Source organism: Leptospira yanagawae serovar Saopaulo str. Sao Paulo = ATCC 700523 (genome assembly GCF_000332475.2).
In the GTDB taxonomy this organism is placed as follows: Bacteria; Spirochaetota; Leptospiria; order Leptospirales; family Leptospiraceae; genus Leptospira_A; species Leptospira_A yanagawae.
Map to the genome: position 1 here is coordinate 54,931 of NZ_AOGX02000015.1, position 15,150 is coordinate 70,080.

The window sequence follows — 15,150 nt, forward strand, 5'->3', positions numbered from 1 at the left end:
CTAAAGGGAATCACATAGTTTCATTTAGCATATGAAAACCAAAGGGAATCAAAGTAAATTTGCAAAACAAATGTTATTGTATTCCTTTGTCCTCGTATTCGCATCCCATTTTATCTACCAACGTTTGGTGGACAATGAAATCAATTGTGGTGCCATCGGTGCCCCAGAAAGTGGATGCCCTTATTCATTTTTGGACCACACTTTTGGATTGGAAACAAACCATGATTTAGGTGAAGAAGGTGAACATTCTGAACATGTTTGTATCTCCTGCCCTTGTAATCTCATCGTATCCATCACTTGGGATTTATATCTCACTCACGTTCTCATCCAACTCCATAAATTTTATTATGTAGCTAACGAAATTCAAATTCCTATCCATTTAGGCATCAAGTTCCACTTTAGACCACCCAAAACAATTCTCTCTTAGTTTATCCGCACAGTATTCTAATTGCGATTCACTCATGGGAGGGTTCCATGTTTTTACAAATGTATTTTTACAAACTAAGATGGTTTGTGTATTTGGGGTGTTTCTTTTTTGTTTTTTCAACAAATGGAAATTCGAATGATTCAAATGTACAATGCCAAAATTCAAACTCAATTTTTGATTTGAGTTTATGTATAGTCCAACGCCATCCGGATTATCGTTTAGAAGAAATCAAACTTAGAGAAATTTCTGGAAGGAAAAAAATAGCATCTTATTATTTTCCTTCGAATCCAACATTTTCAGGTTATCTGGCAAACCGAAATGGAGAAACATCTAGCCCTATTTTAGGTTCAAGTTCAAGTTCTTCCAATAATTTTCAAGTAATGGTAAACCAAGAAATTTTTACCAATGGCAAACGAGAAATAGCCATCCAAATTGCTGATGAAGAATTTAAATCTCAAGTTTTTCGTTTAGAGTCCATCAAACGAATTTTGGAATTTGAAGCACTCAAAAAACTAACAAGGTATCGATATCTTCATTTAGAAAAAGAAAATAGTAACAATAGTTTACAACTTGTAAAAGAATTAAAAAAAATTTCCAAAGCTCGTATCAATGAAGGATTGTCCCCTGGAATCGATGAATCATTGTCAGAATCAGAGGAAATCAGAATTTTTAAACTTTGGAACCAAACACACCGGTTATTCGAAAATGCAAAATCTGAATTAGAAGTATTACTTGGATACACGATCGAATTAAACGAAGAATCAACGATTCATTGGAAAATTCCCACAGACCTTCCAAAAGAAAAATCAGAATTGGTAAAAATCGCATACCAATATAGGCCTGAAATCTTTTTAACAGAAAAAGAAATCGAACTGGCTTTGCTACGGCATAATGAAGTTCGCAAACAAAAGATTCCCAATGTTAGTTTGGGAGCTTTTGCACAAAATGATGGATTTAACGAACGTGTCGTCGGTGGTATGTTAACCGTTCCTCTTGTCATTTGGAGAGACTATGAAGGAGAATCAATGATCTCTGCTTCCAAAATTGAAACATCAAAAGAATTAAAAGAGTCAGTTTCTCGAAATGTTAAACAAGAAGTTTTGTTTGCTCTAACAAATTATCTAACTCTCTCGGAAGAAATTCAATTGTATGATGAAAACAAAATGAAAAGAGCGGAGTTTGATTTAAAAAACCTACAAGAAGCCATTCAATTTGGAAAAATCAAAATCATCGATGCGATTAACCACCAAAGAATCCTATTACAAACAAAATTAAATTATCTTAATACAAAATCAGAATATGAAATTTCACAAATCGAACTCATTCGTGTTCTCGGTTTGCCCACTCATTCAATGGAAATACAAAAATGAACCGAAATACTAAAATTTTACTCACATCCATCATCATTATCCTTTCTGCATTTTATTTTTGGTATACACGTAAACCGAAAACCTCTGATTTAGAAAACCAAAGTGCAAAAGACTTGCTTGAAATCAGTTCAGAACAAAGGAATGAAATCACAATTGAAACACAAGTTATGGAACTTAGTCCGATCCATACTCAAATAGAACTCTTAGGTGAAACAGAAGCTGTCCCTGATCAAATCATGGACGTACCTGCAAGAATATCTGGGCGGGTAACATCCGTATATTTTGTGGAGGGAGACAATATATCGAAAGGCCAAAAGTTAGCTACCATTGACTCACCGGAACTTGCAAAACTTAGATCCAATTATCTTGTAGCAAATTCCAAATTCCATGCAGCTGAACAAAACTTAACTAGAATTAGTTCACTTGTAAAAATGAATTTGGCCGCTAAACAAGAGCAAATAGATGCGGAAGCAAATTTACGTGTCATCGAATCAGAAAAAAATTCAGCAGAGGAATCATTACGTGCAAATGGATTGCCAATCAATAATGTTTCATCTGGACAATACATTGTTTATGCACCTAAATCAGGTTTAGCGCTATCTCGAAATGCAATTCCAGGATCTATTATCAATGGCAATCAAATTTTGACAACAATTGCAAATCTAAATGATTTATGGTTCCAAGCAAAGATTTATGAAAATGATTTACAATTTCTATCTGAAGGACTAACTGCAAACGTCCTACTCAACGCATATCCTGATCTCACCTTTCAAGGAAAATTAGAACATATCGGTGAAAAAGTAGACCCCGAATCACGTACAGTACATGCGCGTGTTGTCTTCAAAAACCAAAATCGGAAAGCAAAAATTGGATTATTTGGAAAAGCGATTTTACTGGTCAATGAACGAAAAAGTTTTCAATTGCCGGATCATAGCATTCAATCCTATCAAAACCGTAAATACATCTTTCGCGAAGAAAAAAAGAATCAATACCGTTGGGTAGAAGTGAAAACTGGCATTACCTCCAATCAAAAAACGGAAATATTACAAGGGTTAAAGGAAGGTGATCGAGTTGTTACAAAAGGTGCCTTTGAATTAAAAGCCATTTTATTCAAAGATACTTTTGGAGGGGAATGATATGGAATTTTTAACAAAAATAGTTTATTTTTCCCTTCATAATAGACTTCTCGTTGTAATACTCACAACATTACTTGCATTTGGTGGATTTTATTCTTTAAAAAATTTGAAAGTCGATGCAGTTCCTGATATCACTAATGTCCAGGTCCAAGTCATCACAACTTCCCCTTCACTTTCGACATTAGAAATTGAACAGTACATCACTCTTCCAGTAGAACGCGCCCTCACAGGAATACCCAACTTAATTGAAATTCGTTCCGTATCCCGATATGGATTTTCCCTTGTCACTGCCGTTTTTTCAGATGGTACCGATTTATTACAAAGTAGACAACTTGTAAGCGAAAAACTAAACGAGGCATCCGAAAACATACCTTCAATTTATGGAAAACCGGTAATTGGTCCCATCACTACTGGTTTAGGTGAAGTGTTTCAGTTTACTTTGGAAAGTAACTTTCATAGTCAAATGGAACTCACAACTTATTTGAATTGGGTCATCAATCCAATGTTAAAAACAGTTCCAGGGATTGTAGAAGTTAATAGTTTTGGAGGAAAAACAAAACAATACCAAGTGATTGTGGATTCTTATAAGGCAGCATCTCTAGGAATTTCTTTAGAACAAATTGTAACATCTGTTCAATCGAATAACCTATCGACTGGTAGTGGTTATATTGAAAGATCCAATGAACAATTGATCATTGGAAGTGATGGTCTCTTAAAAACTCTACCAGACTTTGAAAAAATCCAGGTCGGAAAATCGAAGGATGGCTTTCCCGTTTATTTGAGTACAATAGCGAATATTATCGAAGGACCAAAACTTAGAAAAGGGGCCGCAACTTCTTCTGGAAAATCTGAGGTAGTCGGTGCCGTCACACTGATGTTACTCGGTGAAAATTCACTGACTGTTACAAAGTCTGTAAAAGAAAAAATTTCGATGATCGAAAAAACCTTACCGGCAGGAATCAAAATCAAACCCTACTACGATAGGTCCATTATGGTTTCAAACACTCTTAAAACTATTGTTTGGAATTTGTCGGAAGGTGCCATCCTTGTTATCATTATTTTGTTTTTGATGATCGGTGATTTTCGATCGGGATTGGTCATTGCTTCGGTCATACCCTTAGCAATGTTATTTGCGATTTCACTGATGTTTTTACGTGAGTTGCCAGCCAATTTGATGTCGATGGGAGCGATTGACTTTGGATTAATTGTAGATGGAGCTGTCATCCTTATCGAAAATTCTCATCGGAGAATAGGTTTAAAAGTAAAAGAACTCAAACGTAAATTGAATCCAAATGAAAAAATTGACACAATTTTAAATGCGACAATCGAAGTCAGAAAGGCAACGATCTTCGGTGAAATCATCATTGGTATCGTTTACATTCCAATCCTTACCTTAAGTGGAACAGAAGGTAAAATGTTTATTCCAATGGCAACCACTGTCTTATTTGCTTTGATTGGTTCGTTTATATTGACTTTGACAATTATACCGGTGTTGGCTTCATTTTTCTTACATGCAGACGTAAAAGAAGATCATAAAACAGTTTTTTTCCAAAAAATAGAAAACTGGTACATTCCAAAACTAAAGTTTTGTATGGATCATGGATCTGCCATTTTAAAAGGTACGATTATAACATTTGTTATTTCAATCATACTCTTCTTTCAATTAGGTGGTGAGTTTTTACCAAAGTTAGATGAGGGTAATTTATTGATCGAAATCAGTCGTTACCCATCCACAACATTAACTGAATCATTAGCCTCATCCAATAAAATTGAAAAGGCAATATTACAAACAATTCCAGAAATTACAGAAGTTGTTTCTAGAACTGGATCACCAGAACTTGCCATTGAACCAATGGGTGTCGAAAAAACAGATATGTACCTAACGATGAAACCAAGGTCAGAGTGGGAACAGTCGAAATCGGATATTGAAGAAAAATTGGAAGAAATCATACAACGAGTGGCACCACAAGTTGCATTTGGTCTCTCACAACCAATTGAAATGAGAAATAACGAAATCATGGCAGGAATTCGTGCTGATGTTGGAATTAAAATTTTTGGAGATGATTTAGTCCAACTGAAAGCCATCGCGGAGGAAATTTCCTCTAAGATTAAAAGCATTGAAGGTGTCGCTGATCTAAGAATCGAACAGCTGTATGGTTTAGAATATTTACGTATCAAACCAAATCGAGAAAAGTTAGCAAGGTATGATTTAAACATCCAAAAAATCAATCAGACCATCGAATCTCTTTCTTCAGGTGTATATGCAGGTATCGTTTATGAAGGGATGAAACGATTTGAAATTGTTGTGAAAACGGACATTCAATCAAATTCGGAAAAAATTCCAAATGTTCCGGTACATGTGGGAGGGAATCAATTTGCACCATTACATGAATTGGCTGAAATAAAAATTGAAGATGGCCCAGTTCAAATTTACCATCAAAATCAAAATCGATACGCACTCGTTCAATTTAATATTCGTGGAAGTGATATGGTTAGTACAGTGAACCACGTCAAAAAGGTTTTATCAGAAAAAATCAAATTTCCGGAAGGATATTACTTTAGCCTAGGTGGTGAATTTCAAAAATTTGAATCGGCAACAAATACATTGTTAGTTGTTGTACCCATCACACTGTTGATTATATTTTTGATTTTATACTTTGCCTTTAACGAAATCCTTCCAGCGTTTATAATCTTTTTAAATGTTCCTTTCGCTATAACAGGAGGGATAATTTCCTTATTTCTCAGGAATTTACCATTTAGTATTTCGGCGGGAGTTGGTTTCATTGCACTCTTTGGAATTGCTGTCTTAAATGGACTTGTTTTGATCAGTTTTATTAAAACCATGGAAGGTTCTGGAAAAACACTTGTGGAATCAATAAAAGATGCTGCGGTTTCTCGTTTAAGGCCTGTACTGACGACGGCCCTTCTAGCTTCTATTGGTTTTATACCAATGGCGATTAGCACTTCACCAGGTGCGGAAGTCCAACGACCTCTTGCCACCGTTGTGATCGGAGGATTAATCACAGCAAGTGCATTAACCCTCTTTGTTTTACCGATCGTTTATTTAAAGTTTTTTGCGAAAAAGTCCTTCATACTTTCAAAGGAAGCATAATCAGCTTTTTCATTGTAAGCAAGACCAGGTAATCCATGTTTATCGGCACCTGGTCTTGTGAATCCATGAACCGCACCTGGATGAGAAATAAACGTCACGGGAGCCTTCGCTTCTGCAATTGTTTTTATAAAGGTTTCAACAGCAGTTTTTGGGATAAAAGGGTCATCTGCTCCATGGTGAACTAATACATTCGTTTTAATTTTCTTAACACCAGTCACCAAATTTTTACTTCCCAACATCCCATGAAAGGACACAACCCCTCCTTTCAAATCTGCTCCGTCTAATGCGAGTTCAATAACTCCACCACCACCAAAACAATAACCGATAGCACCAATTTTATTTGGATCTACATTTGGATTCGATTTAAGTATCTCAAGAGCTTTGTATATTTTTTTTAATAAAATCTTTGGATCCCCATTGGCACTAGACAATTTACCTGCTTCGACATGGTCTTTTGCTAACACTCCTTTCCCGTAAACATCCATTACAAATGCCACATAACCTAAGTCAGCCAATTGTTTTGCTCTTTGTTTGGGATAATCATTCACTCCCCACCATTCATGGATCACAAGCACTCCCGGACGTTTGCCAGTAATGTTTGAATCCACAGCCAAAAATCCTTCGTATGTTTTGCCATCCATTTTATATTCTAAGGCATTCCCAGTTACCGTTGGTTTGACAGGTTGCTCTGCTGTTGGCAAGGAAGTACATTGAATTAAAAGAAATGATGTGACGACTGCAATGAAATGTTTCATATCTCTCCTCTTCGGACTTTGCAACATAGAAAAGGTTCCAAATATCCGAATCAAACTTTAGAACAAAAAAAACATTCAGAAAATACAAAAAAATTCCGATTCCAAATATTTTTTCAATGATTGGCATTTGATTTGGTTTCTAACTCACTCTTTCCCTCTCAATGGAGAAGGAATCGTTCCAAACCAATCCTTGATTGTCAAAACAAACCCAGCTTTTTCCATCACTTGAACCAAATGTAAATCGTTGGTTTTTGAAAATCTGAACTGCAAATTTCAATCACATACTCCTTTTCATTCAATTATCGGTAGACCGACTAGTTCACAAAAGGAAATCAAAAGTATACCGATCGTTTCACCAAGTTCAAATATTTAATTATTTATAAACTGAATTTTTTTTTGATCGCAAAGGAATATCGAATGTTGTCTTTTTATCCAAAGGAACGAACATGATCCAAAACAATTACTTTCTTACAAACGAAGACTTAAAAGAACATTTTTATGAATTAATCGATTGGAATGAGATCGTTCCTATATACGAAAACAATTATTCAGATGCAAAACTATACGAATCAACTCAAAATACTAAATTAGAAATGGCGCCATCTAACCCAGATGAGGCTACTTCTTATTATGAGGAGATTTTAAAATCCTGTGGAGAAATCAGTGGAATGTATGTTTCACAAGTTGCATCAGTAGTAGATGCCAAAGGATTAAAATTTGAAAATGGAGAAGTTATCCATCCACAAGAGATGGTGGATGTGATCCAAATGTACCATGATGCTGGACTTGGACCCGCTGCGTTTAAAAGGAAGTATGGCGGACTTGGTGTGCCAAGCATCATCAAAGCAATGATTGCAGAACTTATGTATCGATCCGATAGCTCCATTACCATTGCTGTCGGTAGCATGGGACTTGCGGCCATTTTAGAAGTTTGTGCTTCTGAAGAAATGAAAAACGAATGGATTCCAAAATTGATTTCAGGAAATTATACCGTCACTATGGGATTGTCCGAACCAGATTTTGGATCAGACTTACCTAATATCACAACAAAAGCCATTCAAAAAGATGATGGATGGTATTTATCAGGTACAAAACGGTTTCAAACTGTCGCTTGTGGAGTGAATGGAGGACCAGGAATTACCCTCACGTTAGCAAGAACAGGATCTCCTGAAAGTGGAGCCAGAGGTTTATCCTTTTTTATTGTAGAGAACAAAGACTATTCGATCCAAGGAATTGAAAAAAAACTTGGTATCAAAGCTTCCGCAACCTGCGAAACTGTTTTTGAAGATAGCAAAGGTTATTTGGTCGGCAAAGAAGGTTTTGGACTCGTAAAGTATGTGATGGGAATGCTAAACGGTGCTAGGTTAAGTGTTTCCTCACAAGGAACAGGAATTGTGACGGCAGCATACGAAGAGGCCTTAAAGTATGCAAAAGAAAGGTACCAATTCGGAAAACCAATTTATGAAATTCCTGCTGTCAAAAAATTATTAGATCGGATGGAAAGGGAACTTGCTGGTATGCGTTGCCTTATGGTGGAAGCAGCTTACTCCGTTGATAAGTACTATTGGTATGAAGATGGAAGAGAAATCACAGTAGAAGAAAACAAAACTGCAAAGTTTTGGGAAAAAGTAGCAAATACTCTAACCCCTATCTCAAAATATTACAATTCAGAAATGTGTAATGACTTAGTATACGACGGTTTACAAGTATTAGGTGGAGCAGGTTATACAGAGGATTATGATTTGTCCAGGTTGTATCGAGATGCAAGGATCACCAATATCTATGATGGAACCACTCAAATCCAGGTAAATGCCGCAATTGGAGGAATTACTTCCGGTATGAGCCAAACAGGTACATTTCGTGCTTATTTAGATCATTTGACAAAAGGTTCTGAATCAAATCAAAGGCTAACAGAAATTCGTTCTGTTTTTGAATCGATTGTGGATGCATACAAGTCAATTCCAGACCAAAATACAAAAGAATCATTCAGTTTCGAAGTCGTTGAATCTGCCGCAAGATTGGTGGTAGGATTGTTAATGGAAAGAAGCAAAAACAAATCCAAATCAAGAAAAGAACTACGAAGCAAATGGTGTAAAGAATTTCACATTGATAGTTTCGGAATTCTGACTGCAAATCTTATCAAACTAAAATCAGTGTAAAAAAAAAGGGTCTCTGGTATGAGAACCCTAAAAGAAAGGAAAGGGATAAATCTCCTCTATTGCGAGTAGGGGAGATTTAAGTTAGTTCAGGTTATGTGATAGAAACAGTTTTTTCTTCTGGGGACAAACTCACTTGAAAACTTGGTTGTGTTATAACAACTGTAGGTTCTAAAAACTTTTTTCTTTTTCCCATCAGTTTACCAGCTACATGATCAGGAAATGAATACGCGATGATACGTTTCCAAACAGAACCAAATTGTTTCACGAAACTTCCTGTGTTGTAATGTTGGCCATACTTTGCACAAATCTCTTTTAAACGAGGAGCCACTTCACGGTATCGTTTCGCAGGCATATCAGGGAACATATGGTGTTCAATTTGATGGCTTAAGTGACCAGTCATGGTGTAAAACAAATTGTTACCATCAAGGTTCGATGAACCTTTCAGTTGTCTCAAGTACCATTGTGCTTTTGTTTCCCCAACGATTTCATCTGTTGTGAATGATTCTGCATTTTCTGTGAAATGACCACAGAAGATCACTGCATAAGTCCAAAGATTACGAATCAAATTTGCTAACATATTACCCAAAATGATTTTTGGAAAATTGAGACCAGCAAGTGCAGGGAATAAAATATAATCTTTTAACATCTGCATCTCAATTTTTTTGAAGAAAAGAGCTTTATAATCTTTCAAAGTTTTTTTCTTTCTAAGTTTCTTTGGTGTTTCCAAGTATTCTACTCGGTAACCATGGGCGCCAATTCCCCATTGAAAATTGATCGCTAAAAACAAATTTGTAAACGGTTGTGTTAAGTGTACCGGTTTCCATTTTTGTGCTTCTGTCAATCTTGTAAAATTATAACCATAATCATGATCTTTGTTTAAAACATTGGTATAAGTATGGTGCATGTAATTATGATAAAATTTCCATTGGTGAGCATTACAAACGATATCCCATTCAAAGGTTCTAGAATTAAATCTTGGATCATTCATCCAATCATATTGGCCATGTAAAACATTATGCCCAAGTTCCATATTGTTGATGATTTTAGAAATTGATAATAATAATGTTCCGGCTGCAAAAGAAATTGGTTCGAAACTGAAATGAATCAATCCTCTACCTAATACTTCTGTATACCTATACATTTTGTAAATAAATCGGATATGATCTGCATCTTCTTTTCCAACTTTGGCCATTACTTCCTCACGAAGTGCATCTATTTCTTTACCAAATGATTCGATTTCTTCTTTGTTTAATTTTTTACTAATTGTTCTCATTTTCTTATCCTATGATGATTTCTTTTTTCAATAAACTGATACGCGATGCCACCAATCTAAAGTTCTAATTCCAAATTCGACTCAGCTCTTGCTACACAGATTTGGATATTCTCTTCACCTAACTCAGATACCTCTCCATTCGATAAATCGGTGACTGATCCAGTTTGTTTTTTACAAACACATGTATGGCATATTCCCATCCGACATCCACTTTGCGGGTAAATACCTTGTTCTTCGAGTTCCTCTAAAAGAGATTTTTCTCCTTTTACTTGGATCGTTTTGTGACTCAAAGTTAAGAATACATCCACAGTTCCTTCTTTTTTTACGTGATTCACATTTTGATTTGGTAACAAAAAGAGTTCGGATTTAACATTCACACCTTCTAACAAACTCAGTGCTTTGGTTTGCATTGGAGAGGGACCACAAACATAAACTGATGTAGACTTAAGATCTTTGTTGTATTTATCTAAAATTTCTTTAGTTAAAAAACCTGATTCGTATCCTTCTTTTGGAACATCAGAGAAAACATATACAATTTCCAACCATTTCACATTTGATTTTATCTTCTCGAGAGAAGTTTTCAAAATGATATCGTCATAAGAACGAACAAAGTAAAGTAAAGTTACTTTGCCATCATACTTTGATTTTTCTAAGTCTTTGAGTAGGGAATGAATGGGTGTGATACCACTTCCTCCCGCAATGAATAATAACTGCTTAGGAATTTCCTTTGTGAGAATAAAATCACCACTCACATCACCCAATTCTAAAATATCTCCTTTTTTGATATTTTGATTGATGAAGTTGGAAACAAGACCACCTTTCTGGCGTTTAACGGTGATTTGAATGTATTTGTCTGATGGATGTGAAGATAATGAATAAAATCTCGTAATCCTTCGGCCTGCGATTTCAACCGTAACTGGCACATGTTGGCCAGATTTGAAACCTTTCCATAACCAATTGGGTTTTAAAACTATTGATTTGGTATCAGATGTTTCTTCGATCACATCCATCACCTTTGCTTTGGTAGCAGTGACAGAGAATCGTGGGTTGATTTCTCCGAGGAAAAAATTGGCCCAATCTTTGGGTTGGAGGAATTTTAAGAATTCCTTTGGTTCGTTGTAGATAAAAGGAAATGTTTTCATTTTCGCCTCTTTTCGCATTTAAGTGAACAAGTGTTCACGGATTTATCTAATAGTGTTAACTTACGCTGTTCACTATGTCAACCCTAATCTGGGGATTTTTTCCTTGCTTTCCAAAAAAAAGTGAACAATCGTTTACTCAATTCATTCTATGAAACCAGGCAAACGAGACAGCCAGAAGCAGAAAACCCACGCAAACCTGCTTGAAAGCGCCCTGAAGCTGATGGGTGAGGAAAAAGGGCTCGGGGATCTCAGCTTACGAGAAGTGACAGGAAAGGCTGGGATCGTCCCTGCGGCGTTTTACCGCCATTTTAAGTCAATGGAGGAATTAGGCCTCCATTTGGTAGCGGAATGCAGCATTCGGATCCAAATGATCGTAGGAGATGCAAGGGTCAAAGGTGCTTACCGATCCGCATTACAACTGACCATTGGATTTTTTTTCGACTACGTCACAAATAACCGTTCTTTGTTTCGTTTCATTGCCAGAGAACGTACGGGTGGCAATCGAAAGATTCGTGAAGGAATCCGCGAAGCCATGCACTTGATTGCGGTGGAACTTGCAAAGGATATGAGAATGCCAAAATCCATCTCCAAGGTGGATACTTTGTTTGCTTCAGAACTCATTGTTAGCATTTGTTTTCAGATGGCTTCCGATTATTTGGACTTAGAGGAAGATGCCCATCTGGAAATGCGAAAGTTAAAGGTGAAAACGATCAAACAAGTTCGATTGGTTTTTATCGGAACCATACGAGGGAGAAAACATAAACATCGTTAGTTGCTGTAGATCAATCTTTCCCATGGATAGGAAAGGAAATAATGATATTTAATCCTTCCCCTTTTTTCGAAACAGAAGAAAACACACCTTTCAATTGTGAGGTTAAACTTCGGATGAGTTCGTACCCAAAATGATTGCCTTTTTCAATGTTTACAGATTCTGGTAAACCAACTCCATCATCTCCAACAGTCAATTGAATGTGTTCTTTCGTTTTAGTGAGTTGGATGCGTATATCACCACTCGCATCATTTGGATACGCATATTTGAGTGCATTCGTGAGTAATTCATTGACAATCAAACCCAATGGTAATGTTCGTTTGAGATCCAATCGAATGTCTTCTAGTTTGACATCAAATTTGATTTTTGTTGGATTTAAAACAAAGATATCATGTAAACTGTAAACCAAATCTTCAATGTACTTTCGTAAATCAACTGATTCCAAATCTTCGGATTGGTATAGGTTTTCATAAACTTTAGACATTGACATGATCCGAGACTGAGCATTTAAAAAGGATTGTTTTGCCAGTTCATTTTCGACCTTAAAGGATTCGAGGTTGAGAAGTCCAGATATGATGGCTAATGTATTTTTAACGCGATGTTGCAATTCTTTTAAGAGTATATCTTTTTCTTCTAATGATTTGGCAAGTCGCCCTTCGATATCCAAAATTTTAGTAACGTCTAAATTGATCCAAAGGACAAATCGTTCGCCTGATATGTCCATCGCTTGGCTAAACACTAATACTTCATACTGTTTTCCATCCGCATGAGTGACAGACATCCTTTCACCAGCCAATCTGCCATTTTGTTCGTATAAGGCATTGAGTCTTTGGATTTGTTCTGGATTACTCCATGCTTTAAACTCATCCGTTCTTCGACCGATCACCTTTTCTTTTTCAAATTGAAAAATTGTTTCCATGGCTGGGTTGATATCTAAATACGTTCCATCTTTGATGGTGGAAATTGCCATTGCAATTGGGCTAAGTTGGAAAACTTTTGCATACAAACTTTCACTGTCTTTGGGTGGAACCAATACAGGAGTTTCGGGATTCTCTCGAAATACAATGACAATCCCACTTAAATTTTTATTTGCATCTAATATTGGTGAGACGGTCTCTGTTACATTGATTTCACGGCCGTTTCTAGAAATGATCATCAAATCGTTTCTACGTTTTGTTTCGATGAGTCCTTCTGAATTGTTTAAGAATGGATATGTGATTCGCATTCGCGACTCAGCTTGTATGAGGTATAAAAAGGAAGTAATTTCTTTCCCAATGACTTCCATTTTTTGATAACCTAACAAATCTAAGGCTTTTTGGTTGATATCGCGGATTTGACCTTCGGGTGTTAATACAATGACTGCATCACCCATTGCCTCAAATGTGATTCTTAGTTCTTTTTCACGGAAAGATAAACTCTGTTCGACTTGGTGGAGTTTAAGTGCTGATTTAATCATACACTCAACAATATCAGGACTTGAAATTTTAGGAACGAAACCGTAGTGTTTTAAATCAGCTACTCGATTCAAAATTTTTTGATCAGAATAACCACTCACAAACAAAATTGGTATTTCTTTGATATCTAATATTTTTTTGGCAAGTTGGATTCCATCTAACTCATCGGATAAATTGATATCCATTAAAATTAAATCGGCTCTTTCCCCTGATGTGACAAAATCAATTGCATCATAGGAATTGGAAACATGTTGTACGGAGTATCCTTTTAGCTTTAGAAACTCTGCTTGGGAAACAGCCAATATGGCTTCATCCTCTACAAGTAGGATATGACCTAAACTATGTTTGATTTCTGTTGCTGGCATACCGACTTCTACCAAAATTTAAGAATGGGGATCGAAAAGGCAATCCATTCTGTAATTCATTTTTTTTGAAAAAAATAATTATCTATGCAATAAAAATAAAATCAAGGCAAAATAGCAGCTAAACGTAGAGTTAGGTGGTATTGAATCAATACCATTGAAACAGATTTCGAAACCTAACACATAGAAACATTTTACAATTGGATGACAATGAGTAAATCTAACTACAAATGATCTGTGCGAGAAGAGAATAACCGCTGTGATATGGAAGGAAAATTCACATCGCAAAAAGAACGTTTTTTCTAACAGGTGTTCTATATCATAATCCGATGAAATCTGTTCTGTTTTGAAAAACGAACAGGTAAGGAGAGAACGAAGGATCCAGGATTCGAATCCGTTCTTTTACAGAATTAGGACTCTAATGTTTAAACGTTCTCAGGTTCAAAAAAAGCGAGATTCTCTGGACCTTCATGGATGACAATACGTCGGATTTTGCCTTCAGAAGCCTTGACATCGTCTTTTAATCCAAAATAAAACCACCTAGCAACATTTTCGGACGTCGGGTTGATGCCTTTAAAGTCGGGATGGTCATTGATGAGGATGTGGTCAATGGAATGAACAAGTTCCAATAATTTGTTCCTAGCTGTCAAAAAGTCATAGGAGATTCCATCTGGGCGGATGTTCGTTTTTCCTTCTAAAAACACCTCCACTTTCCAGGAATGGCCGTGGATGGGTTCGTCCGTTCCATCAGCAAAATACTGGTAGAGGAAATGTGCGGATTCAAACCGACCTTCAATGCGGACATAAAATTTCCCGTTTTCTTGGGTAAACATTCCATTGACGAATAGAGCATCGTCCAATATTTGTATAGTAATTTCCTCTAAGGGGACTCTAGAAGATGACTGAATCAACAAAACCACGCTTTTTTAAAGAAATGACCGTAGGCGAAGCAATTGCCATCCATCCGGAAGCGGGGCTTGTTTTCTCAAGTTACCACTTAGGTGGGTGTTCCCACTGCTCGATCAATGAAGTGGAAACCATTGAACAAGTATGTATGGGATATGGAGTGGAAGTAGACACTCTCATCGACTCATTAAACAATTTATTCGCTGAAGAATAATTCCAATCCTGATCCATTGGGTCGATCCTTCGGCCCAATTGGTTTTTACCAAAACCAATTGGTAACACCTG

Annotated in this window: 12 protein-coding genes; 7 read left to right on the forward strand and 5 right to left on the reverse strand. The window is 36.4% G+C overall.

From position 1 onward, the window contains the following. Nucleotides 1-31: 31 nt before the first annotated feature. Genes LEP1GSC202_RS03830 through LEP1GSC202_RS03845 form a run of 4 tightly spaced genes read left to right on the forward strand, consistent with a single transcriptional unit; the run spans nucleotide 32 to nucleotide 6,045 of the window. Nucleotides 32-427 (forward strand): hypothetical protein, encoded by a 396-nt coding sequence (locus tag LEP1GSC202_RS03830; protein ID WP_015677179.1) that lies wholly within the window; start codon nucleotides 32-34, stop codon nucleotides 425-427. Between the two features lie 47 nt (nucleotides 428-474). Beyond that, a complete protein-coding gene (locus LEP1GSC202_RS03835) occupies nucleotides 475-1,797 on the forward strand; it encodes a TolC family protein (protein ID WP_015677012.1) in 1,323 nt (440 codons plus the stop codon). After that, the gene (locus LEP1GSC202_RS03840; protein ID WP_015676554.1) at nucleotides 1,794-2,933 is read left to right on the forward strand and encodes an efflux RND transporter periplasmic adaptor subunit; all 1,140 of its coding nucleotides are present in this window, start codon (nucleotides 1,794-1,796) and stop codon (nucleotides 2,931-2,933) included. Before LEP1GSC202_RS03835 ends, LEP1GSC202_RS03840 begins: the two co-directional genes overlap by 4 nt. 1 nt (nucleotide 2,934) lies before the next feature. Further along, nucleotides 2,935-6,045, forward strand: a complete 3,111-nt coding sequence (locus tag LEP1GSC202_RS03845; RefSeq protein WP_015676807.1) for an efflux RND transporter permease subunit — start codon at nucleotides 2,935-2,937, stop codon at nucleotides 6,043-6,045. Here the strand turns inward: LEP1GSC202_RS03845 and LEP1GSC202_RS03850 are convergent. Further along, nucleotides 5,994-6,800, reverse strand: a complete 807-nt coding sequence (locus LEP1GSC202_RS03850) for a dienelactone hydrolase family protein (RefSeq protein WP_039928125.1) — start codon at nucleotides 6,798-6,800, stop codon at nucleotides 5,994-5,996. The two genes, LEP1GSC202_RS03845 and LEP1GSC202_RS03850, sit on opposite strands and share 52 nt — an antisense overlap. Before the next feature lie 446 nt (nucleotides 6,801-7,246). Between LEP1GSC202_RS03850 and LEP1GSC202_RS03855 the strand changes: the two genes are divergently transcribed. Next, nucleotides 7,247-8,959 carry an acyl-CoA dehydrogenase family protein gene (locus LEP1GSC202_RS03855; protein WP_015677554.1) on the forward strand — a complete coding sequence of 571 codons (1,713 nt, stop codon included), beginning with the start codon at nucleotides 7,247-7,249 and terminating at the stop codon, nucleotides 8,957-8,959. Nucleotides 8,960-9,050: 91 nt separating this feature from the next. On the opposite strand, the gene LEP1GSC202_RS03860 is transcribed toward LEP1GSC202_RS03855, so the two are convergent. After that, nucleotides 9,051-10,232 carry a fatty acid desaturase family protein gene (locus LEP1GSC202_RS03860; protein ID WP_015676437.1) on the reverse strand — a complete coding sequence of 394 codons (1,182 nt, stop codon included), beginning with the start codon at nucleotides 10,230-10,232 and terminating at the stop codon, nucleotides 9,051-9,053. 56 nt (nucleotides 10,233-10,288) lie between these two features. Next, nucleotides 10,289-11,374 carry a flavin reductase family protein gene (locus tag LEP1GSC202_RS03865; protein ID WP_039928126.1) on the reverse strand — a complete coding sequence of 362 codons (1,086 nt, stop codon included), beginning with the start codon at nucleotides 11,372-11,374 and terminating at the stop codon, nucleotides 10,289-10,291. Nucleotides 11,375-11,522: 148 nt separating this feature from the next. Here LEP1GSC202_RS03865 and LEP1GSC202_RS03870 point away from each other — a divergent pair, with 148 nt between their 5' ends. Continuing rightward, nucleotides 11,523-12,146: a TetR family transcriptional regulator gene (locus LEP1GSC202_RS03870; protein ID WP_039928128.1), complete on the forward strand. Its 624-nt coding sequence runs from the start codon at nucleotides 11,523-11,525 to the stop codon at nucleotides 12,144-12,146. Between the two features lie 10 nt (nucleotides 12,147-12,156). On the opposite strand, the gene LEP1GSC202_RS03875 is transcribed toward LEP1GSC202_RS03870, so the two are convergent. Further along, entirely contained in the window at nucleotides 12,157-13,962 is a 1,806-nt protein-coding gene (locus LEP1GSC202_RS03875; protein WP_015677059.1) for a PAS domain S-box protein, read from the reverse strand. 422 nt (nucleotides 13,963-14,384) lie between these two features. Beyond that, on the reverse strand, nucleotides 14,385-14,792 hold the full coding sequence (locus LEP1GSC202_RS03880; RefSeq protein ID WP_015676631.1) for a 6-carboxytetrahydropterin synthase: 408 nt from the start codon (nucleotides 14,790-14,792) through the stop codon (nucleotides 14,385-14,387). A 65-nt stretch (nucleotides 14,793-14,857) separates the two neighbouring features. On the opposite strand from LEP1GSC202_RS03880, the gene LEP1GSC202_RS03885 reads away from it, so the two are divergent. Continuing rightward, nucleotides 14,858-15,079 (forward strand): DUF1858 domain-containing protein, encoded by a 222-nt coding sequence (locus tag LEP1GSC202_RS03885; protein ID WP_012390037.1) that lies wholly within the window; start codon nucleotides 14,858-14,860, stop codon nucleotides 15,077-15,079. Nucleotides 15,080-15,150 lie beyond the last annotated feature (71 nt).

Bases quoted from the DNA above. Each gene is read 5' to 3' on its own strand.
- LEP1GSC202_RS03830 (WP_015677179.1), top strand. From the start codon at position 32: ATGAAAACCAAAGGGAATCAAAGTAAATTTGCAAAACAAATGTTATTG.
- LEP1GSC202_RS03835 (WP_015677012.1), top strand. From the start codon at position 475: ATGTTTTTACAAATGTATTTTTACAAACTAAGATGGTTTGTGTATTTG.
- LEP1GSC202_RS03840 (WP_015676554.1), top strand. From the start codon at position 1,794: ATGAACCGAAATACTAAAATTTTACTCACATCCATCATCATTATCCTT.
- LEP1GSC202_RS03845 (WP_015676807.1), top strand. From the start codon at position 2,935: ATGGAATTTTTAACAAAAATAGTTTATTTTTCCCTTCATAATAGACTT.
- LEP1GSC202_RS03850 (WP_039928125.1), bottom strand. From the start codon at position 6,800: ATGAAACATTTCATTGCAGTCGTCACATCATTTCTTTTAATTCAATGT.
- LEP1GSC202_RS03855 (WP_015677554.1), top strand. From the start codon at position 7,247: ATGATCCAAAACAATTACTTTCTTACAAACGAAGACTTAAAAGAACAT.
- LEP1GSC202_RS03860 (WP_015676437.1), bottom strand. From the start codon at position 10,232: ATGAGAACAATTAGTAAAAAATTAAACAAAGAAGAAATCGAATCATTT.
- LEP1GSC202_RS03865 (WP_039928126.1), bottom strand. From the start codon at position 11,374: ATGAAAACATTTCCTTTTATCTACAACGAACCAAAGGAATTCTTAAAA.
- LEP1GSC202_RS03870 (WP_039928128.1), top strand. From the start codon at position 11,523: ATGAAACCAGGCAAACGAGACAGCCAGAAGCAGAAAACCCACGCAAAC.
- LEP1GSC202_RS03875 (WP_015677059.1), bottom strand. From the start codon at position 13,962: ATGCCAGCAACAGAAATCAAACATAGTTTAGGTCATATCCTACTTGTA.
- LEP1GSC202_RS03880 (WP_015676631.1), bottom strand. From the start codon at position 14,792: ATGTTTACCCAAGAAAACGGGAAATTTTATGTCCGCATTGAAGGTCGG.
- LEP1GSC202_RS03885 (WP_012390037.1), top strand. From the start codon at position 14,858: ATGACTGAATCAACAAAACCACGCTTTTTTAAAGAAATGACCGTAGGC.